The organism is Streptomyces sindenensis, assembly GCF_014649035.1.
GTDB classification, from domain to species: Bacteria; Actinomycetota; Actinomycetes; order Streptomycetales; family Streptomycetaceae; genus Streptomyces; species Streptomyces sindenensis.
This window is the reverse complement of sequence record NZ_BMSG01000004.1, coordinates 283,191-306,885: the sequence shown is the minus strand read 5'-3', so window position 1 is coordinate 306,885 and position 23,695 is coordinate 283,191. Positions and strand designations below refer to the sequence as shown.

Annotated in this window: 24 protein-coding genes; 8 read left to right on the top strand and 16 right to left on the bottom strand. The window is 72.1% G+C overall.

What is annotated here, in order from left to right; all coding sequences use genetic code 11:
• Nucleotides 1-65: 65 nt before the first annotated feature.
• A complete protein-coding gene (locus IE145_RS08160) occupies nucleotides 66-1,187 on the top strand; it encodes an AI-2E family transporter (RefSeq protein ID WP_189520208.1) in 1,122 nt (373 codons plus the stop codon).
• Between the two features lie 204 nt (nucleotides 1,188-1,391).
• On the opposite strand, the gene IE145_RS08155 is transcribed toward IE145_RS08160, so the two are convergent.
• Nucleotides 1,392-2,432: an NAD(P)-dependent alcohol dehydrogenase gene (locus tag IE145_RS08155; protein WP_189520207.1), complete on the bottom strand. Its 1,041-nt coding sequence runs from the start codon at nucleotides 2,430-2,432 to the stop codon at nucleotides 1,392-1,394.
• 162 nt (nucleotides 2,433-2,594) lie between these two features.
• Between IE145_RS08155 and IE145_RS08150 the strand changes: the two genes are divergently transcribed.
• On the top strand, nucleotides 2,595-3,524 hold the full coding sequence (locus tag IE145_RS08150) for a helix-turn-helix domain-containing protein (RefSeq protein ID WP_189520206.1): 930 nt from the start codon (nucleotides 2,595-2,597) through the stop codon (nucleotides 3,522-3,524).
• A gap of 348 nt (nucleotides 3,525-3,872) precedes the next feature.
• Here IE145_RS08150 and IE145_RS08145 read toward each other — a convergent pair whose 3' ends face one another.
• The 3 genes from IE145_RS08145 to afsA form a co-directional block, all read right to left on the bottom strand.
• Complete coding sequence (locus tag IE145_RS08145) at nucleotides 3,873-4,586, bottom strand: ScbR family autoregulator-binding transcription factor (protein WP_189520205.1); 714 nt, start codon at nucleotides 4,584-4,586, stop codon at nucleotides 3,873-3,875.
• Nucleotides 4,587-4,797: 211 nt separating this feature from the next.
• Nucleotides 4,798-5,646, bottom strand: coding sequence for an NmrA family NAD(P)-binding protein (locus IE145_RS08140; RefSeq protein WP_189520204.1), 849 nt, complete (start codon nucleotides 5,644-5,646; stop codon nucleotides 4,798-4,800).
• Nucleotides 5,643-6,605 carry a 2-oxo-3-(phosphooxy)propyl 3-oxoalkanoate synthase gene (gene afsA, locus IE145_RS08135; RefSeq protein ID WP_189520203.1) on the bottom strand — a complete coding sequence of 321 codons (963 nt, stop codon included), beginning with the start codon at nucleotides 6,603-6,605 and terminating at the stop codon, nucleotides 5,643-5,645. The genes IE145_RS08140 and afsA overlap by 4 nt, the downstream gene beginning before the upstream one ends.
• A gap of 160 nt (nucleotides 6,606-6,765) precedes the next feature.
• On the opposite strand from afsA, the gene IE145_RS08130 reads away from it, so the two are divergent.
• Nucleotides 6,766-7,404 carry a ScbR family autoregulator-binding transcription factor gene (locus IE145_RS08130; RefSeq protein WP_189520202.1) on the top strand — a complete coding sequence of 213 codons (639 nt, stop codon included), beginning with the start codon at nucleotides 6,766-6,768 and terminating at the stop codon, nucleotides 7,402-7,404.
• Between the two features lie 39 nt (nucleotides 7,405-7,443).
• Here IE145_RS08130 and IE145_RS08125 read toward each other — a convergent pair whose 3' ends face one another.
• On the bottom strand, nucleotides 7,444-8,409 hold the full coding sequence (locus IE145_RS08125) for a GlxA family transcriptional regulator (RefSeq protein WP_189520201.1): 966 nt from the start codon (nucleotides 8,407-8,409) through the stop codon (nucleotides 7,444-7,446).
• A 69-nt stretch (nucleotides 8,410-8,478) separates the two neighbouring features.
• Here IE145_RS08125 and IE145_RS08120 point away from each other — a divergent pair, with 69 nt between their 5' ends.
• Nucleotides 8,479-9,429 (top strand): NADP-dependent oxidoreductase, encoded by a 951-nt coding sequence (locus IE145_RS08120; protein ID WP_229825408.1) that lies wholly within the window; start codon nucleotides 8,479-8,481, stop codon nucleotides 9,427-9,429.
• A gap of 50 nt (nucleotides 9,430-9,479) precedes the next feature.
• Here IE145_RS08120 and IE145_RS08115 read toward each other — a convergent pair whose 3' ends face one another.
• Complete coding sequence (locus IE145_RS08115; RefSeq protein WP_189520200.1) at nucleotides 9,480-10,091, bottom strand: LysE/ArgO family amino acid transporter; 612 nt, start codon at nucleotides 10,089-10,091, stop codon at nucleotides 9,480-9,482.
• A gap of 67 nt (nucleotides 10,092-10,158) precedes the next feature.
• Here IE145_RS08115 and IE145_RS08110 point away from each other — a divergent pair, with 67 nt between their 5' ends.
• Genes IE145_RS08110 through IE145_RS08100 form a run of 3 tightly spaced genes read left to right on the top strand, consistent with a single transcriptional unit; the run spans nucleotide 10,159 to nucleotide 13,105 of the window.
• Complete coding sequence (locus IE145_RS08110) at nucleotides 10,159-11,100, top strand: LysR family transcriptional regulator ArgP (protein ID WP_189520199.1); 942 nt, start codon at nucleotides 10,159-10,161, stop codon at nucleotides 11,098-11,100.
• Between the two features lie 31 nt (nucleotides 11,101-11,131).
• Complete coding sequence (locus tag IE145_RS08105) at nucleotides 11,132-12,202, top strand: methyltransferase (RefSeq protein ID WP_189520198.1); 1,071 nt, start codon at nucleotides 11,132-11,134, stop codon at nucleotides 12,200-12,202.
• A 42-nt stretch (nucleotides 12,203-12,244) separates the two neighbouring features.
• On the top strand, nucleotides 12,245-13,105 hold the full coding sequence (locus IE145_RS08100; RefSeq protein ID WP_189520197.1) for an endo alpha-1,4 polygalactosaminidase: 861 nt from the start codon (nucleotides 12,245-12,247) through the stop codon (nucleotides 13,103-13,105).
• A 15-nt stretch (nucleotides 13,106-13,120) separates the two neighbouring features.
• Here the strand turns inward: IE145_RS08100 and IE145_RS08095 are convergent, their stop codons facing one another.
• Nucleotides 13,121-13,909 (bottom strand): VOC family protein, encoded by a 789-nt coding sequence (locus tag IE145_RS08095; RefSeq protein WP_189520196.1) that lies wholly within the window; start codon nucleotides 13,907-13,909, stop codon nucleotides 13,121-13,123.
• Between the two features lie 258 nt (nucleotides 13,910-14,167).
• Between IE145_RS08095 and IE145_RS08090 the strand changes: the two genes are divergently transcribed.
• Nucleotides 14,168-14,764 carry a DinB family protein gene (locus IE145_RS08090; RefSeq protein WP_189520195.1) on the top strand — a complete coding sequence of 199 codons (597 nt, stop codon included), beginning with the start codon at nucleotides 14,168-14,170 and terminating at the stop codon, nucleotides 14,762-14,764.
• A gap of 35 nt (nucleotides 14,765-14,799) precedes the next feature.
• On the opposite strand, the gene IE145_RS08085 is transcribed toward IE145_RS08090, so the two are convergent.
• The 9 genes from IE145_RS08085 to IE145_RS08045 all read right to left on the bottom strand — a co-directional run bounded on the left by IE145_RS08085 (nucleotide 14,800) and on the right by IE145_RS08045 (nucleotide 23,539).
• A complete protein-coding gene (locus tag IE145_RS08085) occupies nucleotides 14,800-15,465 on the bottom strand; it encodes a lysophospholipid acyltransferase family protein (protein WP_189520194.1) in 666 nt (221 codons plus the stop codon).
• 285 nt (nucleotides 15,466-15,750) lie between these two features.
• Entirely contained in the window at nucleotides 15,751-17,352 is a 1,602-nt protein-coding gene (locus IE145_RS08080; RefSeq protein ID WP_189520193.1) for a glycoside hydrolase family 13 protein, read from the bottom strand.
• Between the two features lie 171 nt (nucleotides 17,353-17,523).
• Complete coding sequence (locus IE145_RS08075) at nucleotides 17,524-18,477, bottom strand: carbohydrate ABC transporter permease (RefSeq protein ID WP_189520192.1); 954 nt, start codon at nucleotides 18,475-18,477, stop codon at nucleotides 17,524-17,526.
• Nucleotides 18,478-18,494: 17 nt separating this feature from the next.
• Entirely contained in the window at nucleotides 18,495-19,463 is a 969-nt protein-coding gene (locus IE145_RS08070) for a carbohydrate ABC transporter permease (RefSeq protein WP_189520191.1), read from the bottom strand.
• Nucleotides 19,464-19,468: 5 nt separating this feature from the next.
• Nucleotides 19,469-20,821, bottom strand: a complete 1,353-nt coding sequence (locus IE145_RS08065) for an ABC transporter substrate-binding protein (protein ID WP_189520190.1) — start codon at nucleotides 20,819-20,821, stop codon at nucleotides 19,469-19,471.
• 831 nt (nucleotides 20,822-21,652) lie between these two features.
• Nucleotides 21,653-21,814 carry a hypothetical protein gene (locus tag IE145_RS08060; protein ID WP_010060665.1) on the bottom strand — a complete coding sequence of 54 codons (162 nt, stop codon included), beginning with the start codon at nucleotides 21,812-21,814 and terminating at the stop codon, nucleotides 21,653-21,655.
• 171 nt (nucleotides 21,815-21,985) lie between these two features.
• Nucleotides 21,986-22,525, bottom strand: a complete 540-nt coding sequence (locus tag IE145_RS08055; RefSeq protein ID WP_189520189.1) for a DUF6630 family protein — start codon at nucleotides 22,523-22,525, stop codon at nucleotides 21,986-21,988.
• Nucleotides 22,526-22,649: 124 nt separating this feature from the next.
• Nucleotides 22,650-22,832 carry a hypothetical protein gene (locus IE145_RS08050; protein ID WP_164200649.1) on the bottom strand — a complete coding sequence of 61 codons (183 nt, stop codon included), beginning with the start codon at nucleotides 22,830-22,832 and terminating at the stop codon, nucleotides 22,650-22,652.
• A gap of 2 nt (nucleotides 22,833-22,834) precedes the next feature.
• Nucleotides 22,835-23,539 (bottom strand): alpha/beta fold hydrolase, encoded by a 705-nt coding sequence (locus IE145_RS08045; protein WP_189520188.1) that lies wholly within the window; start codon nucleotides 23,537-23,539, stop codon nucleotides 22,835-22,837.
• Nucleotides 23,540-23,695: the final 156 nt, after the last annotated feature.

The window sequence follows — 23,695 nt, the reverse complement described above, 5'->3', positions numbered from 1 at the left end:
CGGTCGGGGGCCGGGGGGCGATAGGGGTGGCCGGAACGGGGTTGCCGAGCCCATAGGGTGACGCCATGTCTTCGCCATTGAGTTCGACAAAGACTGCGGCCGCTCTCCGCACGTCGGCACGGGTCTCCGCAGAACTGCTGCTGGTCCTCGTGGCGGCGGCCGTCGCGTTGTGGGTACTGGGCCGGATGTGGTCGGTCGTGTGGCCGCTGATAGTCGGTCTGTTCCTCACGACGCTGACCTGGCCGCTCGCCCGCTTCCTTCGCCGGCACGGCTGGTGGCCGGCGCTGGCCGCGTCGGTGGTGACGGTGTTCGCCCTGCTCGTGGGGGCGGGCATCGTGGCCCTGATCGCGGTGCCGGTTGCGGACCAGTCCGGGGAGCTGGCCGACCGGGTGGTCGCGGGCATCGACAAACTCCGCGAGTGGGCGGCCGGTCCGCCTCTGAACATCGGCGACGACCAGATCACCGGCGCCCTCGACAGTGCGACCGACCGGCTCCAGGACAGTGTCGGCAGTGTGGTCACCACCGCCGTCACCGGGGTGAGCACCGTGGTCAACGGGGTGGTCACGGCGGTTCTGGCGCTCTTCCTGATGTTCTTCTTCCTCAAGGACGGCCCACGTTTCCTCCCGTGGCTCACCCGTCAGCTTCCCGGCAGGCTCGCCACCGACATCCCCGAGGTGGCCTCCCGCAGTTGGGCGACCCTGGGCGCGTTCGTCCGGTCCCAGGCGTTCGTCGGTCTGCTGGACGCGGTCTTCATCGGCCTCGGTCTGTGGATCCTCGACGTGCCGTTGGTGCTGCCGCTGGCGGTGCTGACGTTCGTCTGCGCGTTCGTCCCGATCGTGGGGGCGCTGTTCGCCGGGTTCGTGGCGGTGGTCATCGCCCTGGTCTCGAACGGCCTGATGGACGCCCTGCTCGTGCTGGGGATCATCATCGTGGTGCAGCAACTGGAGGGCAATGTGTTCCAGCCCATGATCCAGAGCCGGGGGCTCGGCCTGCACGCGGCGGTCGTGCTGCTCGCGGTGACGCTGGGCGGCAGCCTGGCCGGGGTGGTGGGAAGCCTGCTCGCCGTGCCGGTGGCGGCGGTGCTCGCGGTGGTCTGGAACTACCTCCGCGAACAGCTCGTGGAGGATCCGCGGGAGCCGGAGTCCGGGCCCGAGGATCTGCCGGAGGGGTCGCCCGCCCCGTCCTAGGAGTCTTCACCGGGTGTGCGCCGGGCGATCGACGCCATCGGCGCCGAGCCGTGTCCGTGCCGGCCGGCGCGGTCGTGCTCCCCGTCGGCCAGGGTCTCGGCGGGGGGGGCGGAACGTACGCGTCAAGCGTCGAGGGCGTCCGGCGAGCCCTGACGGGCTCGGGCCGGACGCCCTCGGCGCTGACGCCGCCCCAGGGGGCGGGCGTCAGATGGTCGCCGTGTCGATCACGAAGCGGTAGCGGACGTCGCTCGCGAGAACCCGCTCGTACGCCTCGTTGACCTGGCTCGCCTCGATCACCTCGATCTCCGCGCCGAGCCCGTGCACGGCGCAGAAGTCCAGCATCTCCTGGGTCTCCGCGATACCGCCGATCGCCGAACCCGCGATCGACCGGTTGCCCAGGATCAGGGAGAAGAGGTTCAGCGAGATCGGCTCCTCGGGGGCGCCCACGTTGACCAGCGTGCCCTCGGTGCGCAGCAGGCCGAGGTAGGCGCCGAAGTCCAGCGGGGCCGAGACCGTGGAGAGGACGACGTCGAAGGTTCCGGCCAGCTCCTCGAAGGTCTTGGGGTCGCTGGTCGCGTAGTACTGGTCGGCGCCCAGCTTCAGCCCGTCGTCCTTCTTCCGCAGCGACTGGGACAGGACGGTGACCTCGGCGCCGAGCGCGTGGGCGATCTTGACGGCCATGTGGCCGAGGCCGCCGAGACCGACGACGGCGACCTTCCTGCCGGGGCCCGCACCCCAGCGCTTGAGGGGGGAGTAGGTGGTGATGCCCGCGCACAGGAGCGGCGCGGCCTCGTCGAGGGCGATGCCCTCGGGGATGGTGACGGCGAACTTCTCGGTCACGACGAGGTGCGTCGAGTAGCCGCCGTAGGTGGGCTCGCCGCTGCGGTCGAGAGCGTTGTACGTCTGGGTGTTGCCCTCGGCGCAGTGCTGCTCGCGACCCATCAGGCAGGCGTCGCACTGTCCGCAGGAGTCGACCATGCAGCCGACGCCCACGCGGTCGCCGACCTTGAATCGGGTGACCCCGGGGCCGGTCTCGGCGACGATCCCGGCGATCTCGTGGCCGGGCACCATCGGGAAGATGCCCTCACCCCAGCCGTCGCGGGCCTGGTGGATGTCGGAGTGGCAGATACCGGCGAACTTGATGTCGATCAGGATGTCGAACTCGCCCACCGGACGACGCTCGATCGTGGTGCGCTCCAGCGGGGCCTTGGCACGGGGAGCGGCGTAGGCGGCAACGGTGGTCATGCCGGAGGTTCTCCTCTGGGTGATGCGGTAGGAACGTGTCCCAGCCTCGCTCCGGGTCCGACGTTTACCCAGGCCACCGCTTTGCCTACGACCGGTGGTCCTACCACTGACGGGGACAGGCTCGGCCGCCTACGACCGCGCGACGCAGGAATAATGGAACCCATGGACGATCAGCCGGAGGCCGCCGTACCCGAGCCGCTGGACCGGCGTGCGGAGCTCAGCGAGTTCCTGCGCACCCGGAGGGCCAAGCTCCAGCCGCAGGACGTGGGACTGCCCGAGTTCGGCCGGCACCGCCGGGTGCCCGGTCTGCGCCGGGAGGAGCTGGCGCAGCTGGCCGGGGTGTCGGTGGCGTACTACACGCGTCTCGAACAGGGCAACGGGCGCAATGTCTCGGCCGAGGTGCTGGACGCGATCGCGCGTGCGCTGCGGCTCACGGACGCCGAGCACGCGCATCTGAACCATCTGGCCCGGCCGGCCCGGCACAAGAAGAAGCGCCGCCCGGCGAAGACGCAGCGCGTACGGACCGGGCTGCTGTACCTCCTCGACAGCATGGAGGGCATCCCCGCGTACGTGGCCGGGGCGCGGTCCGACATCCTCGCGTGGAATCCGATGGCGGCGGCGGTGTTCGGCGACTGGGCCGCGCTGCCGACGGCCGAGCGGAACTGGGCCCGCCTGGTGTTCCTCTCCCCCGCCTACCGGGACCTGTTTCTGAACTGGGACTCCAAGGCCTCGGACATGGTCAGCTATCTCCGGCTGTACGCGGGGTGCCACCCCGACGACCCGCAGTTGTCGGCCCTGGTGGGCGAACTCTCTCTGCGGAGCGAGGAGTTCCGGCTGCTGTGGGCCACGCACAACGTCAAGGAGAAGGGCCACGGCACCAAGCTGATCCGGCATCCGCTCGTCGGCGACCTGACCCTGTCGTACGAGACGCTGAACCTCCCGGACGACGAGGACCAGCAGCTGGTGACCTACCACGCGGAGCCGGGGTCGGAGTCGGCCCAGGCCCTGCGCCTGCTGGCGAGCTGGGGCGCCGACGCGGGCCGGGCGGATGTGACCGGCGGCGGGGTGCGGGGTGCGGCCGACGAGCGATGAGGGCGGGCTTCCGTCCGGCCGGGGCCGGTTACGCAACGGGGTCCTGGTCGATGGCACACCCGGCGGCGGCCACGGCGGCGGCCAGGGGTATCGGCACGGTGACGCGCCGGGCCAGGCCGCCCGCGGCGTAGACGCGGTCCACGCCGGTCCGCGCGGACCGCGTCCCCGGTGCCGTCCGCGCAGTCGGACGACACCGGTCGCGTAGCTGCCGGCGAGCTCGTCACCGCAGCCGGTGGGGCCGTAGTTCTCGTGCGTGGCCATGACGGGGAGTCCACCGCCGTCGGCGGAGCCGGTGCCGGGAACGGCAGGCCGGGAACGGCAGGCCAGGCCTTCGAGGTGCCCGACCGGTCAGGTCGTCTCCACGCTCATCTCCGCCGCCGGCGCCGCCTTCTCCTCCGCCTCGCCGACGGTGAACGCCGCGAGTGCGGAAGCCCGGGGCGACGGTGCCGCACCCGTCCCGGCCGGGTCCAGGAGCGGCAGGGTCGTCGCGGCGGCGAGCCGGGGCAGCAGCAGTTGCCAGAAGCCCGTGAGCCGGTACGGGGAGAGCCAATCGGCGTCGTGGCGGCCGAGCACCTCGAATCCGGCCGTCACGGCGACGGTCGCGGCTGCCGCGTCCTCGCGGGCGATGCCGTCGGCGAGTGTTCCGGCGGCGGCGGCCTCGTCCAGCAGTTCCCGCACCCGGTGGTGCCACTCCATCCGCAGGTCCGGGGCGGCGGCCCGCTCGCCGTCGCAGCTCAGTCTGAATCCGGCGCGGCTCACCGGGTCCCCGCGCAGCCGGTCCACGAGGGCGTGGGAGGTGTCGACGAGTGCCTGCAGGGCGGTGTCCGTCCTGCGCCGGATCGCGGCGGACATGTCGCGCAGCCCGTGGGACGCCTCCGCCACCACGGCTTCCGCGACCGCGGCCTTGTTCTCGAAGTGGAAATGCAGCGCCCCCGTACTGACGCCTGCGCCGGAGCTGATCAGCACCAGTCTGGCCTGGGCGTAACCGTGCTGTTCGAAGACGACGGCGGCGGAGCGGATGAGCGCCTGTCGGGTCCGGGTGGCGCGCTCCTGTTTGGTCATGGAGTTATCAAACCAACTTACCGGTTTCATTTCCAGGGAACGGGAGATCACGTCAGAAGCGCCCGGGCCCGCTTTCCGGCCGTGTCCGGGCACGCGAGCCACCGGAAAAGGACCGGGAAAGAGGAACGCACGGGGCCGGCCCATTCCGTGGGCCGTTGGGCAGGTGGGCAGGTGGGCGGTCGGCGTGCTTCCGCCCAGGCGGGCAGCCGCCCTAACCGGCTGCGAACGCGTCCGCGTGGTCGGCCGACCAGGTGCGGTACGGCCTGGCCCGGTGTCCCGTCAGCTCCTGGACCGTGGGCACCACGGCCGCCTTCGCACCCGCCAGCTGTCGCTCGGCGCTCTCCAGGAAGGCCTCCGCGACGGGCCGCGGGTACTTCGCCAGCAGGGCCGCGCGTGCGGCGTCCAGACCCAGCTCCTCGAAGCGCAGCGGCCGCCCCAGCACCCGGGAGAGCTCTGCCGTCTGTTCCCGCGCGGTGATCGCCTCCGGCCCCGAGACGGCGTACGCCCTGCCCTCGTGGCCCGTGCCGGTGAGTACGGCGACGGCCACCGCGGCCACGTCACGGGGGTCGACGCACGCGACGGGGGCGTCGCCGTACAGGGCGCGCACCACTCCCGCCGAGCGGATACCGGGCGCCCAGGACAGCGTGTTGGACATGAACGTCCTGGGGCGGACGAACGTCCAGGCGACGCCGGATTCCCTGATCGCCTCTTCGTTCTCCCGCTGACGCCGGGTGATGAAGTCGTCGGCGCCCGGTTCCTCCACCGCCATCATGGAGAGCTTGACCAGGTGGCGGACGCCCGCCGCGAAGGCCGCCCCGGCGACCCGCTCGTCGTCGGGCTCCGTGGGGCTGTTCGTCACCAGGAACAGCGAGTCGACGCCTCGCAGGGCCCGGTCGAGGGCGGGGCGGTCCCCGTACGCCCCCTCGACGATCTCGACCCCGGCGCCGCGTACCGTCACACGCTCCGGGCGGCGGGCGAGAATCCGTACGGGACCGGCGGCCGCCAGCAGTGCGGCGGCCTCGCGGCCCACCGCTCCGGTCGCACCCGTCACGAGAATCACTGGGAGAGGACCTCTCGGCCGTCGGCCCGGGGGCCGGAGAGGAGTGTGGAGAAGACCGGCTCGCCGTCCTGATGCCCTGTCACCCGGACCGTCACGGTGTCGTCGGCCTCTTCCGGCAGGACCGCCGCGCTGATCCAGCACGGGCTGCCGAACTCGGCGTACTGGTGGAACCGGGTGCTCGCCTCCGCCGGGACGATGCCGCCGGGTCCCGCCGCGAGGCAGGCCGCCTGACGGGCCGCCTCCAGCAGCAGCATGCCCGGGACATGGTCGTTGGGGCGCTGGAACAGCGTCGGGTGCCGCGTGTCCACGCGCAGCTCCCAGACGCCTTCACGGCCGGTGTCCGAGAGCACCACGTCCTCGGTCCTGCTCCGGCCCGCACGGGCGGCGGCGACCGGTGCCGCCTCGGGTATCGATATCCCCTCGGCGGGGGCGTCGCCGCGCATCCGCCGGTACACCTTGGGGCTGGTGAAACGGGTCGCGCCCATCCCCGTGGCCGCCAGTTCGCCGCCCCGGTGCACCGCCCAGCCCACGCGCCCCTGCACGGGCAGTCCGCTCCGCCACTTCAGGTCGGAGCAGAACACCTCCACGTCTATCTCCGTGGGGACTCCGCCGACGCCCAAGTGGTCCTGGTGGCACACGTAGTCCAGGTCCGCCATCAGGAAGTGGTAGCCGAGCGGAACGCCGTACCCGGCGTGGAAGGCGAGCATGGCCGCCTGCCGCATCGCTTCGGCGACCAGCAGCGGATCGTGCCGGTCGCCGCCGACCGGGGCGAAGAACGGGTGATCGTGCGGCAGGACCGCCGCCACCGAGAACCGATCGTGCGCGAGACGGACCCAGTTGCGGGGAAACGCGTCCTCCGGCCTGGTCCGGTGCACCATGTCGATCCCCACGGGATGCACCATGTCGGCCTCCGAATCCATTGCCGGCACCGAGTCGATCAGGGCTGCTGCTTCGGGCATAACTCCCCCCAGGGGTCATGTGATGGCGAGCCGTTCCTGCGATGCACGTGCGCTGATAAGATACAGACTCAGCGGTTTTTTTTCTATCCCCGGCAGGGCCGCCCCTCCCCACACCGTCCCGGCCGTTTCCCGGGCCGTCCGGCCCAGTGAAGGAGACAGGATGGCCAGGCAGGACCGGGCGATCCGCACCCGCCAGGCAATCCTGATGGCAGCGGCGCAGGCTTTCGAGAAATACGGTTATCAAGCCGCGACGATCACCGAAATACTCAAAAGCGCCGACGTGACGAAAGGCGCTCTCTACTTTCATTTTCCGTCCAAGGAAGATCTCGCGCTCGGTGTTCTCGATGCCCAGGAGCCGCCGCAGACCGTTCCGGAGCAGTCCCTCAAGCTCCAGGAACTCATCGATCTGGGGATGCTGTTCAGCCACCGCCTGCAGACCAGTCTCCTCGCCCGGGCGGGCGTGCGCCTCTCCATGGACCAGCAGGCCCAGGGCCTCGACCGCAGCGGCCCGTTCCTCCGCTGGCAGGAAGCCACCCATCACCTCCTCGCGCAGGCCAAACACAACGGTGAGCTGCTCCCCCACGTCAACCCCACCGAGACGGCCGACCTGTACGTGGCCGCCTTCACGGGCACCCAGGCCGTATCCCAGACTCTCACCAACTACCAGGACCTGCAGCGCCGCCACATCACGCTCCAGCAGCACATACTCCCCAGCATCGCCGCACCCTCGATCCTCACCGCCCTCGATCTGACGCCCGCGCGCGCCGAACGCCTCGGTCTCCTGGCCCCCGAGGGCTGAACCGGCGGGTCCGGGGCCCGCGCCGGCCCTCTCCCCCGTCTACGGCTGCCCGGCCGCGAGGACCGCACCGCGGAACGTACGCCGATAGGCCAGTGGGGTGACGCCGATGGCGGCGTACAGATGCTGGCGCAGCGACGCGCCGGTGGCGAACCCGACCCGGCCCGCGATCTCGTCCACCGCCAGGTCCGTGGACTCCAGGAGGTGCCGGGCCCGGTCGACCCGCTGCTGGACGATCCATCGGCCCGGGCTCATGCCGACCTCCTCGTTGAAGCGGCGGACGAAGGTGCGCCGGCTCATCCGGGCGTGCTCGGCGAGGCTCGCCAGGCTCAGCGGCCCTTGGAGGTTCCGCAGCGCCCAGTCGCGGGTCGCGGCGGTGTCGTTCGCCGCCGGAGCGGGCACCGGCTGCTCGATGTACTGGGCCTGTCCCCCGTCGCGCCAGGGCGGTACGACGCAGAGCCGGGCCACCCGGTTGGCGATCTCGCTGCCGTGGTCCGCGCGGACGAGGTGCAGGCAGACGTCGACGCCGGAGGCGGCCCCGGCCGAGGTCAGGACGTCCCCGTCGTCGACGAAGAGGACGTCCGGGTCGAGCCGCACCTCGGGGTACCAGGTGCGGAAGAGCTCCGCGAGCGCCCAGTGGGTGGTGGCCCGCCGGCCGTCCAGCAGTCCGGCCGAGGCGAGGAGGAAGGCGCCGGTGCAGATCGACACGATGCGGGTGCCGGGACGCACGGCCGCGAGCACCGCGACGGCGTCCGCGGGCGCCTCGCGGGTGAGGCGAGAGGTGTCGAAGGGCGGGATGACCAAGGTGTCCGCCGTCGCCAGCACCTCGGGGCCGTGTTCGACGGTGATCGAGAAATCGGCGTTGGTGCGCACGGGCCGGCCGTCCACCGTGCAGGTCACGACGGAGTAGCGGCCGTCGGCCGCGCCGAGGACCCGGTTCGGGATGCCGAGCTCGAACGGATACACCCCGTCGAGGGCGAGTACGGCGACGCGATGCACGTTTTCCATGGCACGATCCTGTCGAAAGTTGGCAATCATGCCATGGTACGCCGGGTGGACAGGAGTGAGGCTGGACGCATGACGAAGAACGAGAGCATGCGCGCCATCAGCCAGAACGTCTACGGAGGTCCCGAGGTACTGGAGGAGGTCCGGCTTCCCCGGCCGGTCGCGGGACCGAGTCAGATCGTGGTCGCCGTACGGGCGGCCGGAGTGAACCCCACGGACTGGAAGCACCGGGGTCAGGCGCTGTTCCTGGACCGGCTGCCGCTCGTCCTGGGCTGGGACGTGTCGGGGGTCGTGGAGTCGGTGGGCTTCGGGGTGACCCTCTTCAAGCCGGGCGACGAGGTGTTCGGCATGCTGCCCTACCCGTACGGGGTCGGCTCCCACGCCGAGTTCACGGTCGGCCCGGCCCGCGCCTTCGCCCACAAGCCCGAGAACATCGACCACGTGCAGGCGGGCGCCCTCCCGCTCGCCGCGCTCACCGCCCGCCAGGCGCTCGTCGACACGGCGGACGTCCGGCCCGGGCAGCGGGTGCTGATCCACGCCGCCGCGGGCGGGGTCGGCCATCTCGCCGTGCAGATCGCCAAGTCGCTGGGTGCGTACGTCATCGGCACGGCGAGCGCCGCCAAGCACGATGTCGTGCGCGGGCTCGGGGCGGACGAGGTCATCGACTACCGCACGGTGGACTTCGGGGACGCGGTGAGCGATGTCGACATGGTGCTCGACCCGCTTTCGGGCGACACGCGGGCACGCTCGCTCGACGTACTGCGCCCGGGAGGCACACTCGTGTCGCTGCTGCCGGGCGGCGGTCCGGCCGAGGCGGCGAAGGCCGCCGCACGGCAGATCCGGGTGGAGAACCTGCTGGTCGAGGCCGATCACGCGGGTATGACGGCCATCGCCGACCTGGTCCGGGCCGGTGAGCTGCGCGCCCATGTCGAGGCGGCCTTCCCGCTGGCCGAGGCCGCCAAGGCGCACGCGCTGGGCGAGACGGAGCGCACCACCGGCAAGCTCGTCCTCGTGGTGTCGTAGCCCGCGGGGCGCCCGGCTCCTCGTCCCCGCAAGGAAGAGGAGCCGGGCGTTCAGGCGCCCAGCGCCAGTTTCGTACCGAGGCCGATCATCATCACGGCGACCAGGCCGTCCAGCACCCGCCACGCGGAGGGCCGCGCGAGGACCCCGCTCAGCAGCCGGGCGCCGAACCCGAGCGTCACGAACCAGCACAGGCTGGCGAGGATCGCGCCGATGCCGAAGGTCCAGCGCAGGGGCCCCTGGTCGGCGGCGACGGATCCGAGCAGGAACACGGTGTCGAGGTACACGTGCGGGTTGAGCCACGTCATCGCCAGGCAGGTCAGCACGACGCCCCGGCGCGACGCGGCCGGGGCGTCCGCCGCGTGCAGGGCGGACGGGCGCAGTACGCGGCGGGCGGCGAGCAGCCCGTAACCGATCAGGAACAGGCCGCCGAGCAGGCCGACGACGGTCAGCGCCGAGGGCCAGGCGACGACGACCGCGCCGACCCCGGCGACCCCCAGGGTGATGAGCACGGCGTCGGACAGGGCGCAGATGCCGACCACCGCGAGCACGCCGTCCCGGCGGACGCCCTGGCGCAGCACCAGGGCGTTCTGGGCGCCGATGGCGACGATGAGGGAGAGGCCGGTACCGAATCCGGCGGCCGCGGCGGTCAGGGCGTTCGTCATGCGGCCGACGCTACGGAGCACGGCAACGTGACGTCCAGCTAAAGATTCTTACGTATCATTAGTGTTCATGATGTCAGAGCTTCCCCTCGACCAGGTGCGCACTCTGCTGGCCGTGGTCGACGAAGGCACGTTCGACGCGGCGGCGAACGTGCTGCGGCTGACCCCGTCGGCGGTCAGCCAGCGGGTGAAGGCACTGGAGCAGCGCACGGGCCGGGTGCTGCTGATGCGTACGAAGCCGGTGCGGCCCACCGAGTCCGGCGAGGTGGTGGTGCGCTTCGCCCGCCAGCTGGCCCGGCTGGAGCGCGACGCGCGGACGGCGCTCGGGATGTCGGGGCCGGGTGAGCCGACGCCCCTGTCGATCGCGGTCAACTCCGATTCACTGGCCACCTGGTTCCTGCCCGCCCTGCGGCGCGTACCGCAGGAGCTGGACCTCGCCTACGAGCTGCACCGGGAGGACCAGGACCATACGGCGGCGCTGCTGCGGGAGGGACTGGTGATGGCCGCGGTGACCTCGTCGCCGGAGGCGGTGACGGGGTGCTCGGTGCGCCGGCTCGGCCGGATGCGGTATCTGCCCGTGGCCAGCCCCTCCTTCGCCGACCGATGGCTGGGACGGCGGTCGGGCGGCGATGTGCGCGAGCTGATCGGCGACGCCCCGGTGATCAGCTTCGACCGGCGCGACGATCTGCAGGACGCCTTCGTGCGCCGGCTCGCCCCCGGGTCCCGGGCGAGTGCCCGGCGCCACCTGGTGCCCACCTCGGAGGGGTTCGCGAGCGCCGTGGCGGCGGGCATGGGCTGGGGCATGGTGCCCGACGTCCAGGCGGGGCCGTTGCTGCGCGACGGCCGGGTGGTGCTGCTGACCCCGGACCACACCGTGGACGTACCTCTGCACTGGCAGCAGTGGAAGCTGGACTCACCGGCGCTGGCGACCGTGGCCGAGGCGGTGGCGGCCCAGGCCGCCGAGACCCTCACGGGCGGAGGGCCGATTGCCCCTCGACACCTTCCAGGTTAGGTTTACCTAACTCACCGGGGAGGTGCGGAACATGACGGACGGTCAGGATCGCGAGGCCCGCAACAGCGAGGACACGCCGCTGGACTGGCGGGCGCGCGGGGCGCTGTCCCGGATCGTGCTCGGCCAGATGGCCACCCAGGCGCTGGGCGCGGCCGTGCGGTTCGACGTCTTCGACCGGATCGGGCCGGGCGCCCTGAGCGCCGACGCGCTCGCCGGAGCCCTCGGCACCCATCCGCAGGCGACGCTGCGCCTGCTGCGCGCCCTGGCCGGTCTCCAACTGCTGTCCGAGACGGAACCGGGCGTCTTCCGGACCACCGCGGCGGGCGACTTCCTGCGCACCGGCACAGCCGGTTCGATGGCCGCGATGGCCCGGATGTTCACCGATCCGGTCATGCTGCGGGGCTGGGACCTGCTCGACGAGAGCGTGCGGACGGGCCGGACCACGTTCGACACGGTGTTCGGGACCGACTTCTTCGGCCATCTCAAGGAGCACCCCGAGCTGTCCGCCGCGTTCAACGAGGCGATGAGCCAGGGCACGCGGCTGACCGCCGCCACCGTGCCGCACCACTACGGCTTCGGACGCTTCAGCACCGTGGTGGACATCGGCGGCGGCGACGGCACCCTGCTCGCCTCGGTCCTGCGGGAGCACCCGAAGCTCCGGGGGGTCCTGTTCGACACGGCCGAGGGGCTCGCACAGGCGCCGCGGCGGCTGGCCGACGAGGGCCTGACCGACCGCGTCGCCCTGGAGACCGGCGACTTCTTCGCCTCGGCCCCGGCCGGCGGCGACCTCTATCTGCTGAAGAGCATCATCCACGACTGGGACGACGAGAGGTGCGCGACGATCCTGCGGCGCATCCGGGACGTCATCCCCGCCCACGGCTCCCTGCTGATCGTCGAACCGGTGCTGCCCGCCACCGTGCCGGCGGACCCGCCGGGCGGCGTCTACCTCTCCGATCTCAACATGCTGGTCAACGTCGGGGGCCGGGAACGGACCGCGGCCGATTTCGCGTCTCTGTGCACGGCGGGCGGCTTCGTCCTGCGCGGCGTGACCCCGCTGCCCGCGCCGAACATCTTCCAGATCATCGAGGCCTCGCCGGCCTGACGGGCCGCCGCGGGGGCCGCAAGCCCATGCACAGGAGTACGTATGCCCCAGCCCACCGTCCGCTCTCCGCTCCGCCGCCGACGTGTCCTCGCCGCGCTGGCCGGCGGGATCGCGGCCGCGGCGGGGGCGGGGCTGTTCCTGTCCCACGCCGCCGCCACGAAGTCCCCGGACAAGGGCGCGCCGGAGGTCGTGCCGCCCACGGCGAACGCGACCTTCGACTACCAGATCGGCGGCGCGTACACCCCGCCCGCCGGGGTCGAAGCCGTCTCCCGGGACCGGGGCGCCCGGCCCGCCGAGGGCCTCTACAACGTCTGCTACGTCAACGCCTTCCAGGCCCAGCCCGACGCCCTCGACCGGTGGGAGGACGACAATCCGGATCTGCTCCTGCGCGATGCCGACGGCGACCCGGTGATGGACGAGGACTGGGACGAGGCGCTGCTCGACACTTCGACCCCGGGCAAACGCGCCCGGCTGGCGAAGATCGTCGGCGACTGGGTCGACGGCTGCGCGAAGTCCGGTTTCCAGGCGGTGGAGCCGGACAACCTCGACTCCTACGAGCGCTCCGAGGGGCTGCTGACCCGGGCGGACAACGCGGCGTTCGCGAAGCTCCTGGCCGACCGCGCGCACGCGGCGGGCCTGGCGATCGGCCAGAAGAACACCACGGACCTGCTGGGGCAGGGCAAGGAGATCGGGTTCGACTTCGCCGTCGCCGAGGAGTGCGGCCGCTACGACGAGTGCGCCGACTACGCCTCCGCGTACGACGACAGGGTCTTCGTCGTCGAGTACACCGCGGACGACTTCGAAGAGGCGTGTTCGTCCGTGGGAGCGAAGGTCTCCGTGGTGCGACGGGATCTCGGCGTCGTCCCGGCCGGGCGGCCCGGTCATGTGTTCCGCGCCTGCTGAGCCGGCGCGCGGCGGCTACGCCGGGTGGGCGCAGACGGTGAAGGCGCCGCCGTCGGGGTCCCTGATCACCGCTTCGCTCCCGTCGGCGGGCGAGGCCGCCGACGGGCCCACCGTTCCACCCGCCGCGCGGGCGGCCTCGGTGACCGCCTCCAGGTCCTCGACCCGGAAGCGGACGTGCCAGCGCGGGCGCAGCAGGGGGTCGGCCGACGCCGCGTCCCCGCCGCCGCGCAGGGTGGCCACGGTGCGGCCGCCCTGCCGTACGACGACCGCGTCCTGCCGGTAGGCGTAGCCGACCTCGCAGCCGCCGGGTTCCTCCGAGGCCCAGCCGAACACCTCGGCGTAGAAGATCGCGGAGTCGAAGGCGTGGCTGGTGCGCAGTTCGAGGGAGGCCGGCGCGCTGTCGCGGCCGAACGACCAGGGCGGGGTCCGGCCCTCCCAGAAACCGAACGCGGCCCCTTCCCGGTCGGCGGCCAGGGCCCCCCGCCCGGGGCCGATCCGGATCGGGCCGACGGCGATGGTGCCGCCCCGTTCCCGGACCCGGGCCGCGGCGGTGTCGACGTCCGGGACGGCGAAGTACGGGGTCCAGGAGACGACCGTGGGCAGTCCGGGGGCGATCTGTCCGATCCCGGCGACGGGCAGGGTGTCGACGTGGGCGACCGAGAAACCCTCGCCGAGGGCGCCGGAGCGGAAGGTCCAGCCGAGAACGGTCCCGTAGAACTCCTCGGCGGACCGCAGGTCCCGGGTCATGAGGCTGACCCAGCAGGGGATCCCGGGCACCGGAGTGCTCTGTTCTGCCTCGGTCATCGGGATCCGTCTCCTCGCCCCCGGTGGTGAGCCGGCGGACGCCAGCGGCGGTCCGGCCGGGTGGGCCTGATGGTCACCGGCCGTTCACAGACCGGAACGCTCCGTGATGTCGGACATTCTCGGAGCATCACGTCTCCATACCTACGCCGCCCCGGTCGCCACCGCCACCCGGGACGCGTCCCCGGACGGGCGGGATGCCCGCCGCCGCCCGGCCCGGGGTGGGGGTGTCCTGTCAGTGCCTGGTGACAGACTGCGGGCATGACCCTTTCGCAGCCGAAAGCCGATCTCCGGCGTTATCTGCAATCCGCTCGCGATTCCCTCCTGTGGAAGCTCGAAGGGCTCTCGGAGTACGACGTCCGCCGTCCTCTGACACCGACCGGCACGAACCTCCTCGGGCTGGTCAAGCATGCCGCCGGGGTGGAGCTGGGCTACTTCGGCGAGACGTTCGGGCGGCCGTTCGGCGAGGTGGTGCCCGCCTTCGAGGACGACGCCGAGGCGAACCAGGACATGTGGGCGACCGCGGACGAGTCCCGTGCGGACATCCTCGCGCTGCACCGCCGGGTGACCGAGCACGCGGACGCGACGATCGCCGAGCTGCCCCTCGACGCGGTGGGCCGGGTCCCGTGGTGGCCGGACGACAGGAACCGGGTGACGCTGCACCAGATCCTGGTCCATGTGATCTCCGACCTCCAGCGGCATGCCGGCCATGCCGACCTCGTGCGGGAGCTCGTCGACGGGACGGTCGGGCTGCAGTCCGGCAACGAGAACATGCCGCCGGGCGACCGCGCCTGGTGGGAGGGCTATCGGCAGCGCGTGGAGCAGGCGGCCCGCGACGCGGGGCAGCCGCTCCCCTGACGCGGGGCGTGCGGAGCCCCGCGGCCGTGGCGCGTTCAGCGTCCGGTGAGCGCCGCGGGTTCACCGAGGTGGTGCGCGGCGGTGCGCCAGGCGGCGGTGACGGCGGCACGGGCGGTGGCGGTCGCCGCCGCCACCTCCGGCGGGAGGTGCAGCGGTGAGCCGAGGTGGACGTGGAGGCGGGGGCGGCGGGCCGGGGCGGTGAGGAGCCCGGAGATCTGCTTGACGCACCGGCCCGAGGTCACCCGGCGCGCGCCTGCCTGGCCGAGCGGCACGACCGGCGCCCCGGACGCGTGCGCGAGGCGGGCGAGGCCGCTGCGGAAGCCCTCCGGCGGGGCCTCGGCCGCGTCCAGGCGGCGGGGCAGGCGTCCTTCGCCGTAGATGAGCAGGTGGCGGCCGTCCCCGAGCGCGGCGGCGGCCGCGTCGAGGGAGCCCGCCGCGCGGTGGGTGTGGCGGTGCACGGGTATATGGCCGCCCTGTTCCAGGAGGCGGCCGAGGACCGGGATGCGCCACAAGCCCGCGGTGGCCATGACGACGGGTTCGACGCCGAGGCGCCGCAGGGCGGCGAGGACGATGCCCGGGTCGGCCAGGGAGGTGTGGTTGGCGACGATGATGCTGCCGGCGGCGGGGGCCGTGGCGTGGTCGGACGTGACGGTGAGGCGTCCGAGCGAGGGGACGACGGCGGCGGCGATGCGGCTGAGCACGGTTCTCCCTGGGTCCGGCGGGCGCGGCCGTCCCGGTGGGCGGCGGTGCGGTGCCGGGTCCGGCCTTCTCGGCCTCGCCCGCCACGCCCTCATCTTCGTGGCGGCCGGGGCGCGGAACCTGAGTGCGGATACTCAGCTCTTCTGGGGCGATCGCCCCCGCATCGGGTGCGCGGGGACGCTCCGGCGGGGCGTCGGGCCGGCCGGGGCGCGGTGCCGGGTTGTTCCGGTTCCGGGCGCCGGGGCGGCGTCCGGAACCGGTGTTCCCGGGACGGTGGGCGCACGGGTTCAGACGGCCAGCCACACCGCCGTGTCCCGGGGCAGTCGGCCGTCGGCGTCCAGGGGTCCGCTGCTGAACAGGACCTCGGTGTGGGCGGGGAGCTGGGCGGGGTGCTCGGCGAGGTTGACGGCGCAGACGAGGTGCTCGCCCCGGGCGAAGACAAGGAGATCGGGCTCCTCGTTCAGCCAGCGCAGCGGTTCGGCGTGCAGGGCGGTCAGGGAGCGCCGTTGCCGCAGGGCTTCGCGGTAGAGGGACAGCATGGAGCCCGGGTCCCGTTCCTGGAGGTCGGCCGCGCGGGCCGGCCAGTCGGCGGGCAGCGGGAGCCAGGGTTCCACGGTGGAGCCGAAGCCGGCGAAGGGTTCGCCGGCCGCCCAGGGCAGTGGGGTGCGGCAGCCGTCGCGGCCGGGGGCCCGGCCCTGGGAGCGGAAGTACATGGGGTCCTGGATGCGGTCCAGCGGTACGTCGGCCTCGGGCAGGCCCAGTTCCTCACCCTGGTAGAGGTAGACCGAGCCGGGCAGGGCGAGCGAGAGGAGTGCGGCGGCGCGGGCTCGTCGGGTGCCGAGTTCCAGATCGCTGGGGACGCCGAACGCCTTGGCCGTGAAGGCGAATCCGGTGTCCTCGCGGCCGTAGCGGGTGACGGTGCGGGTGATGTCGTGGTTGCAGAGGACCCAGGTGGCGGGAGCGCCGACGGGGGCGTGTTCCGCGAGGGTGTCGTCGATGGCGCGGCGCAGCGGCCCGGCGTCCCAGGGGCAGCTGAGGAAGGTGAAGTTGAAGGCGGTGTGCAGTTCGTCGGGGCGGAGGTAGCGGGCGAAGCGCTCGGCGTCGGGCAGCCAGACCTCGCCGACGAAGATGCCGCCGAACTCGTCGGCGATGGCCCGCCAGCTCCGGTAGATCTCGTGCAGCTCGTCGCGGTCGACGTACGGGTGGGGTCCCTGGTGTCCTTCGAGGTCGGGCAGGGCCGGGTCCTTGGCGACGAGGGCGGCGGAGTCGATGCGGACCCCGGCGACGCCTCGCTCGAACCAGAAGCGCAGGACGTCCTCGTGTTCCCGGCGTACGGCGGGGTGCGCCCAGTTGAGGTCGGGCTGTTCGGTGGCGAAGAGGTGGAGGTACCACTCGCCGTCCTCGACGCGGGTCCAGGGCACTCCCCCGAACTCGCTCTCCCAGTCGTTGGGGGGCAGTTCGCCGTGTGGGCCGCGGCCGGGGCGGAAGTGGAAGAGTTCGCGCTCCGCACTGCCGGGGCCGGCGGCGAGTGCGGCCTGGAACCAGACGTGCTGGTCGGAGACGTGGTTGGGGACGATGTCGATGATGGTGCGGATGCCCGCCTCGCGGGCTTCGGCGATGAGCTTCTCGGCCTCGGCGAGGTCGCCGAAGGCGGGGTCGATGGCCCGGTAGTCGGCGACGTCGTATCCGCCGTCCGCCATCGGGGACAGGTACCAGGGGGTGAACCAGAGGGCGTCGACGCCGAGTTCGGCCAGGTAGGGCAGCCGGGACCGTACGCCCGTCAGGTCGCCGGTGCCGTCCCCGTCGCCGTCGGCGAAGCTGCGGACGTAGACCTGGTAAATGACGGCCGAGCGCCACCAGTCGTCGGCGGCGGGCTGGCTGCCTTCCATAAGGCGGGTTCCTTTCGGGCGGGCGCGGTCGCCGGCGGGGTGGGCCGGTCCGCGCGACAGGGAGGAGCGGGGGTGCTGGGGAGGGTCTGACGCCGCCGCCCCGGAGCGGGGCGGGAAGGCCGGGGACGGCGGCGGGTCCTGAGGGGGCGCGCCACCGAGGGGTGGCGTGGGTCAGCCCTTGGTGCTGCCCGCGCTGATTCCGGCGATGATGTGCCGTTGGAAGACCAGGAACATCAGGACCATCGGGATGCTCGCGATGACCATGGCCCCGATCAGTACGGTCAGCGGGACGTTCTGCGAGAGCTGCACGAGGGCGACGCTGATCGGCTGTTTCCCGGTGTCGGAGAAGACCATCAGGGGCCAGAGGAAGTCCTGCCAGACGGCGACCAGCGCGAAGATCGAGACGACGCCGAGGACGGGTCTCGACAGTGGCAGGACGATGGACCAGAGGGTGCGCAGCCTGCCGGCCCCGTCGATCTCGGCGGCTTCCAGGACGTCACGCGGGATCTGATCGAAGAACCGTTTGAGCAGGTAGAGGTTGAAGGCGTTGGCGACGGCCGGCAGCCAGATGGCCAGCGGGTCGTTCAGCAGGTTGACGTGGATCAGCGGCATGTCGGCGATGGTGAGGTACTTCGGTACGACGAGGGCCTGCACCGGGACCATGAGGGTGGCGAGGATGCCGCCGAGGATCACCTTGCCGAAGGCGGGCCTGAGCTTGGACAGGGCGTAGGCGGCGGCGGTGCAGAAGACGATCTGGAGCACCCAGGCGCCGGTCGCCTGGACGACCGTGTTCCACAGGTGGGTCGGGAGCCGCATCAGGTCCCAGGCGTCGGTGTAGCCGCTGAGCTGCCACTGCTCGGGGACGAGGGTGGGCGGGGTGCGGACCACTTCCTCGGGCGGTTTCATCGCGCCCGTGACCATCCAGTAGACGGGGAAGAGGAACGCGAGCGCGAAGAGCAGGACGACGAGGGTGAACACCGACCAGTACGTGACCTTGCCGCGGCGCCCGGCAAGCGCCAGCGGCGAGATGACGGTGCGTACGGAGCGGGCGGCCGGTGTCTCGCCGGAGCGCTTGGCCCGGGCGCCGGCCGGCTTGGTCACCGGGGGCGGAGCTGTCTGTGTCATGGCGGGCGACGCTCCTCTCAGTCGGTGCGGGTGAGTCGCAGATACAGGGCGGAGAAGGCGCTGAGCACCAGCAGGAGCATCACGCTGAGGGCGGACGCGCCGCCGAAGTCGTTGTAGAGGAAGGCGTACTTGTAGATCAGGTAGAGCACGGTGACGGTGGAGTTCTCCGGGCCGCCGCCGGTGATGACGAAGGGTTCGGTGAACACCTGCATCGTCGCGATGACCTGAAGGAGCATCAGCATCAGGATGATGAAGCGGGTCTGCGGGATCGTGACGTGCCGGACGCGCTGCCAGACGGACGCGCCGTCGAGCTCGGCCGCCTCGTACAGCTCGCCGGGTATGCCCTGGAGGGCGGCGAGGTAGATGAGGACGGTGCCGCCCATGTTGGCCCAGGTCGCGACGATGACCAGCGAGACGAGCGCGGTGTCGGCGCCGTTGGTCCAGTTCGACGTGGGCAGGTGGAGGAAGCCGAGCACCTCGTTGGCGAGGCCCGCCCCCGGATCGTAGAACCACTTCCACAGCAGGGCGCTGACGACCGGCGGAATCATCACGGGGAGGTAGACGACGACCCGGAAGAACGCCTTGGCGTGCGGGAGTTCGTTGAGGACGAGCGCCATGACGAAGGGAATCGCGAACCCGATGACCAGGGCGAGCACCGTGAAGGTGAGGGTGTTGCGCCAGGCGGCCGTGAACTCCGGGTCCTGGAGGACCCGGGTGAAGTTCGCGGTGCCGACCCACTCGGGGTCGGAGCCGGGGGTGTACTTCTGGAACGCGATGATCAGCGACCGGATCGCCGGATACCAGGAGAACAGGATGAAGCAGAGCAGTCCGCCGATCAGGAACCCGTAGGCGGTGGCCTGGTCGGCGATCTTCCTGCGCAGGGGTTGCCGGGGCCCGCGGACCGCCGGGGGCGCGCCCCCGGGGGAAGGCGTCGCGTCGGCGGACCGCCCTCTCCCGGGCGCCGTGGGGCGGGTGGTGGTCTTCATGGCTCTCAGCCTCGGGCCAGGATTCCGTCGATCTTGGACTGGGCGTCCTTGAGGAGGGCGTCGATGTCCGCGTCCTTCTTCGTCAGGACGGCCGAGACGGCGCCGTCGAGGACCGCGTAGATCTGCTGGCCGTGCTTGGGCTCCAGCTTCATGTCGAGCTGCTGGCCGCCGTCGATGAAGGCCTGGTAGTTCTCGACCGGGACGTTGGCGGACGCCTTCTTCAGCTCCTGGTCCTTGGCGTCGGTGGCGCCGGTGAACAGCCGCGGCTCGGGCAGGCCGACCGGAGACTTGTCCGAGGCCGCGCGGGCGTAGTTGTTCATGTAGCCCTGGCCCGGGGTGAGGAAGGTCCACTCCAGCCACGTGAGGCCGGCCTTGATCTGCTCGGGGGTGGCCTTCTTGTTGAACATGTAGCCGTCGCCGCCCATGAGGGTGCCCTTGCCGCCGGGCATCGGGGCGAAGGCGAGGTCCTCGTACCTGCCGCCGGCCTCCTTGACGATACGCGGGACGTTGTCGGGGGCGGCCAGGTACATGCCGAGCTTGCCGGAGCCCATCATCTGGAGGGTGTCGTTGATGATGAGGAGTTGCTTGGCGCCCATGGAGTTGTCGCGCCAGCGCATGTCCTTGAGGTTCTGCAGGACGGCCTTGCCCTCGGGGGTGTCGACCGTGGCCTTCTTGCCGTCCTCGCTGACGACCGCGCCGCCCTGGGAGTAGATCGAGGCGGTGAAGTGCCAGCCGCCCTGGTTCTGCGCGCTGTACTCGGCGAAACCCACGGTCCCGTCGCCGAGCGCGGCGATCTTCTTGGCCGCGGCCTGGACCTCCGCCCAGGTGGTCGGCGGCTTGCTGGGGTCGAGGCCGGCCTTGGTGAAGAGCGGCTTGCTGTAGAGCAGGCCCATGGAGTAGTTGGTGCGCGGGATCCCGTAGATCTTGCCGTCGACGGTGTAGGCGTCGCGCAGGGGCTGGGCTATGTCCTTGTACGCCTTGAGGTCCTTGACGTACTCGGTGATGTCCGCGGCCTGGTTGATGGAGACGACGCGCTCGGTGTCGGTGAAGTACGTGTAGAAGACGTCCTCCATCTGACCGCCGGCGAGCTTCGCGTCGAAGGTCTTGGGGTCCTGGCACGGGAAGGCGTCGTGCGCGACGACGTCGATGCCGGGGTTCTGCTTCTCGAACGTCTTGACGTCCTCGTCGAACCGCTTGTGGTCGATCTTCGCACTCGGCTGGGGCCAGCAGTTGACCGTGATGCGCGTCTTGCCGTCCGCCGCGCTGTCGCCCTCGGAGCTGCAGGCGGCCAGGCCGGTGACGGCCAGTGCGGTGGCGATGGCGGCGGTACAGGTACGACGAAGAACAGAACTTCTCATCGGTGGACCCCTTTAGGGCAGGAGTGCGGGAAACCCCACAGCCCCGAGCTGTGCGGCGAGCCACACTCAACCACCGCCGACGAATGCCCGCAAGATGTCGCGCAGGTTCCGTAATTATTCGACAGTCTCTGCCGATGGCGCGCCAAGCGGGCACGGAGCGTGCGCAGGGGGTGCCCGGGGGTGCGCGGACCCTCGGGGTGACCGCAGAGGGGCCGCGAGGCGGTCAGGGACCGTGAGGCGGTCAGGGGGCGGCGAGGTACGGGCCGGTCGACGGCGTCAACCGGGACGCGGCTTCACCAGGCACGCGCCGCCGCCAGCGGGACGCGGGCAGCGCCGCAGAGCAGCGCCGTAGGGCAGCGCCGTAGGGCAGCGCCGTAGGGCAGCGCCGTAGGGCAGCGCCGTAGGGCAGCGCCGTAGGGCAGCGCCGTAGGGCAGCGCCGCAGAGCAGCGCCGCAGAGCAGCGCCGTAGGGCAGCGCCGTAGGGCAGCGCCGTAGGGCAGCCTCGCGGGGCGGCATCGCGGGCGGCGCGACAAGCGGGTTTCCGCCCCTCGGCGGCCGGCTGGGAGCGCTCTCCGCGCGGTTGCGCGGACCGCTCACCGAAGCACGGCCACCGGGGCGATCGCGGCGGGTGGCCGGGGGCCGCGGCGGTACGGGGCCCGTCGTCCGGGCGCCTGGCCTACCGCGGCCTCACCCACGTCCACCGGCAACGGTTCTTCAGCAAACCGTCGCGTCACGAACGCAAGAATATGGCAATAGTTGCAGGACGTTTATCGTCCCGTGATGGACACAGCTGCCCGGGGGCGGCTGCGACCGGATGGCTCCGGCTCTCTGCTAGCGGGCTGCGGCTGCTGCCCGCACGGTGCCGAAGTCGAGGGCGCGGTCGGCCTCGCGCAGGACTTCCTCGGCCACCCGGCGGACTTCGGCGGGCACATCGCCCTGCTCCTCCACGAGGCCGGCGTAGATCGGTGCTTCGGTGCTGTCTGCGGAACTCATACGGTTTGTTTCCCCGTCGTCGGGTGCGGAATGCCTGCGCGGGTCTGCGGAGGCGGGGCGAGTGTACGTGGTGGGCGGCGGCGGTCGCGATTCCGTTCCGGCGCGCGGACCCCGCCGCACCTGCTGGAACGGCGCTCCCCGCGGCCCCGTTGGCGGCGGGCGAGATCTCCGTCACGGTCCGCCGGGGTCCGTGCCGAGGTGGTGCACGGGAAAGCCCGCCCGGGCGGCGAGCGCGGTCAGCTCGTCGGCCCGGGCCGCCGGCAGGCCGACCACCGGGTAGCAGTCGGAGTCGATGTCGAGGACGGCCAGAGCCGCACCGCTCTCGCGGTAGCGGCGGCCGCAGGCGTCCAGGTACGCGTCGGTCGGCAGGGCCGTCGTACCGGCCTCGAAGAGCACCCATGGATCCACGGCGGGCCGCGACTCCAGCTGCCGCAGCCGGGCCCGGATCTCCTGGGGGTCCTCCTTCCAGTCGAACTCCGCGAGCAGACCGTGGGCGGCGAGCGCGTCGACGAGGGCGATCCAGGCCAGGTCGTCGACCGGCTCGTCGATGCCCCGGCCGTCCAGCCGGTCCGCGAAAGCGTTCACGTAGTCCTCCGGGCTGTCGTGGGCGCGGAGCACCTCCTCGGCCACGTCGGGGTGCGCCGGGGCGAGCAGGGAGGCGATCCCGGCCAGGGCGGCGCGGATCGGGTCGGTGTCGTGCGGGTCGGGCATGGCGGGGTCTCCTCCGCGGCCGGGGGGCCGCCGGGTCGTCGGCAGTGCGGCCACCCTGCCGTCGGCAAGCCGGTCGGGGTGGCGTCGATTCCGGCCGGGGTGCCGGCGGGCGGCCGGTCGTGGCTCAGCCGCGGCGGCGCCGGGCCTCGGGCAGGGGGCGGTGCCCCTCGGTCCACTCGTTGACCCAGCCGCAGCCCGAGCAGGCGTACCGCCCGTCGAGGCCCGCGATCAGGGTGCCGCACCGCGCGCAACCGATGTAAGTGATCTCCGGGTGCTCCGTGGCCGCCTCGTCCGGTGAGCTCGGCATCGTCACCCGTCCGTTTCCGCCGCGTCGAGCAGGATCCGGGCGAGCTCGCGCGGCTGCGAGAACATCGGCCAGTGGCCGGTGTCCATCGTGACCAGCCGCCAGCGCTCGCTCGTCAGCAGCTCGGCCACCTCGGGGCTCGGCTCGGGCCAGTCGAGCAGGCACTTGACGTACGTCGTGGGCAGCAGCCCCAGCGGGCGTGCCAGGACGGCGGGCTCGGTGAGGGTGGCGCCGGGGTGGGGTGTCGCGCCGTCGAGGAAACGGGCGATCTGCTCGTCGGTGAGGCCCTGGCCCGCGCAGTCGGCGGCGGTCGGCGGCGGCCAGAAGCCCTCGTTGGCGGCGATCGCCGCCTCCACCCCGGCCCGGCCGTCCGGCCAGCCGGAGACGAACGGCTCCCCGTCCGCCGGGACGTTGGAGTCGACGAAGACCGCGCGGGCCAGCCGGTCGCCGATCCGCTCGGCCGCCTGACCGACGGGGATACCCGCGTAGCTGTGACCGACGAGCACCACATCGCGCAGGCCAAGCCGCTCGACCTCGTCGACGATGTCCTGGACGTGCGTCCCCGGTCCTGCGGCCACCCCCCGCTTGTCGGCGAGCCCCGAAAGGGTCAGCGGGTGGACTGCGTGACCGGCCGCGCGCAGGTCGGGCGCCACGTCGCGCCACGCCCACGAACCGAGCCAAGCCCCTGCCACGAGTACGAAGTGCGTCATACCAGCAACGTAGCGCAGGGGTCCGACAGCACCTCTCCGCACATGTGTCCGTACGTGTATCCGTCCGCGTGACGGGCCCAGCGCCCGGGGCCCGGCGGGCCGTCCCCGCGCCCGAGGCACTGCTGAGGCACTGCCACGACCGCTTCCATGATCACC

Excerpts from the sequence above, each read along its gene's own strand:
- IE145_RS08045 (WP_189520188.1), bottom strand. The coding sequence starts at position 23,539 with ATGACGCACTTCGTACTCGTGGCAGGGGCTTGGCTCGGTTCGTGGGCG.
- IE145_RS08125 (WP_189520201.1), bottom strand. The coding sequence starts at position 8,409 with ATGGAAAACGTGCATCGCGTCGCCGTACTCGCCCTCGACGGGGTGTAT.
- IE145_RS08145 (WP_189520205.1), bottom strand. The coding sequence starts at position 4,586 with ATGACCAAACAGGAGCGCGCCACCCGGACCCGACAGGCGCTCATCCGC.
- IE145_RS08155 (WP_189520207.1), bottom strand. The coding sequence starts at position 2,432 with ATGACCACCGTTGCCGCCTACGCCGCTCCCCGTGCCAAGGCCCCGCTG.
- IE145_RS08115 (WP_189520200.1), bottom strand. The coding sequence starts at position 10,091 with ATGACGAACGCCCTGACCGCCGCGGCCGCCGGATTCGGTACCGGCCTC.
- IE145_RS08055 (WP_189520189.1), bottom strand. The coding sequence starts at position 22,525 with ATGCCCGACCCGCACGACACCGACCCGATCCGCGCCGCCCTGGCCGGG.
- IE145_RS08080 (WP_189520193.1), bottom strand. The coding sequence starts at position 17,352 with ATGGAAGGCAGCCAGCCCGCCGCCGACGACTGGTGGCGCTCGGCCGTC.
- IE145_RS08050 (WP_164200649.1), bottom strand. The coding sequence starts at position 22,832 with ATGCCGAGCTCACCGGACGAGGCGGCCACGGAGCACCCGGAGATCACT.
- IE145_RS08160 (WP_189520208.1), top strand. The coding sequence starts at position 66 with ATGTCTTCGCCATTGAGTTCGACAAAGACTGCGGCCGCTCTCCGCACG.
- afsA (WP_189520203.1), bottom strand. The coding sequence starts at position 6,605 with ATGCCCGAAGCAGCAGCCCTGATCGACTCGGTGCCGGCAATGGATTCG.
- IE145_RS08095 (WP_189520196.1), bottom strand. The coding sequence starts at position 13,909 with ATGACCGAGGCAGAACAGAGCACTCCGGTGCCCGGGATCCCCTGCTGG.
- IE145_RS08150 (WP_189520206.1), top strand. The coding sequence starts at position 2,595 with ATGGACGATCAGCCGGAGGCCGCCGTACCCGAGCCGCTGGACCGGCGT.
- IE145_RS08065 (WP_189520190.1), bottom strand. The coding sequence starts at position 20,821 with ATGAGAAGTTCTGTTCTTCGTCGTACCTGTACCGCCGCCATCGCCACC.
- IE145_RS08070 (WP_189520191.1), bottom strand. The coding sequence starts at position 19,463 with ATGAAGACCACCACCCGCCCCACGGCGCCCGGGAGAGGGCGGTCCGCC.
- IE145_RS08105 (WP_189520198.1), top strand. The coding sequence starts at position 11,132 with ATGACGGACGGTCAGGATCGCGAGGCCCGCAACAGCGAGGACACGCCG.
- IE145_RS08110 (WP_189520199.1), top strand. The coding sequence starts at position 10,159 with ATGATGTCAGAGCTTCCCCTCGACCAGGTGCGCACTCTGCTGGCCGTG.
- IE145_RS08060 (WP_010060665.1), bottom strand. The coding sequence starts at position 21,814 with ATGAGTTCCGCAGACAGCACCGAAGCACCGATCTACGCCGGCCTCGTG.
- IE145_RS08120 (WP_229825408.1), top strand. The coding sequence starts at position 8,479 with ATGACGAAGAACGAGAGCATGCGCGCCATCAGCCAGAACGTCTACGGA.
- IE145_RS08090 (WP_189520195.1), top strand. The coding sequence starts at position 14,168 with ATGACCCTTTCGCAGCCGAAAGCCGATCTCCGGCGTTATCTGCAATCC.
- IE145_RS08130 (WP_189520202.1), top strand. The coding sequence starts at position 6,766 with ATGGCCAGGCAGGACCGGGCGATCCGCACCCGCCAGGCAATCCTGATG.
- IE145_RS08100 (WP_189520197.1), top strand. The coding sequence starts at position 12,245 with ATGCCCCAGCCCACCGTCCGCTCTCCGCTCCGCCGCCGACGTGTCCTC.
- IE145_RS08075 (WP_189520192.1), bottom strand. The coding sequence starts at position 18,477 with ATGACACAGACAGCTCCGCCCCCGGTGACCAAGCCGGCCGGCGCCCGG.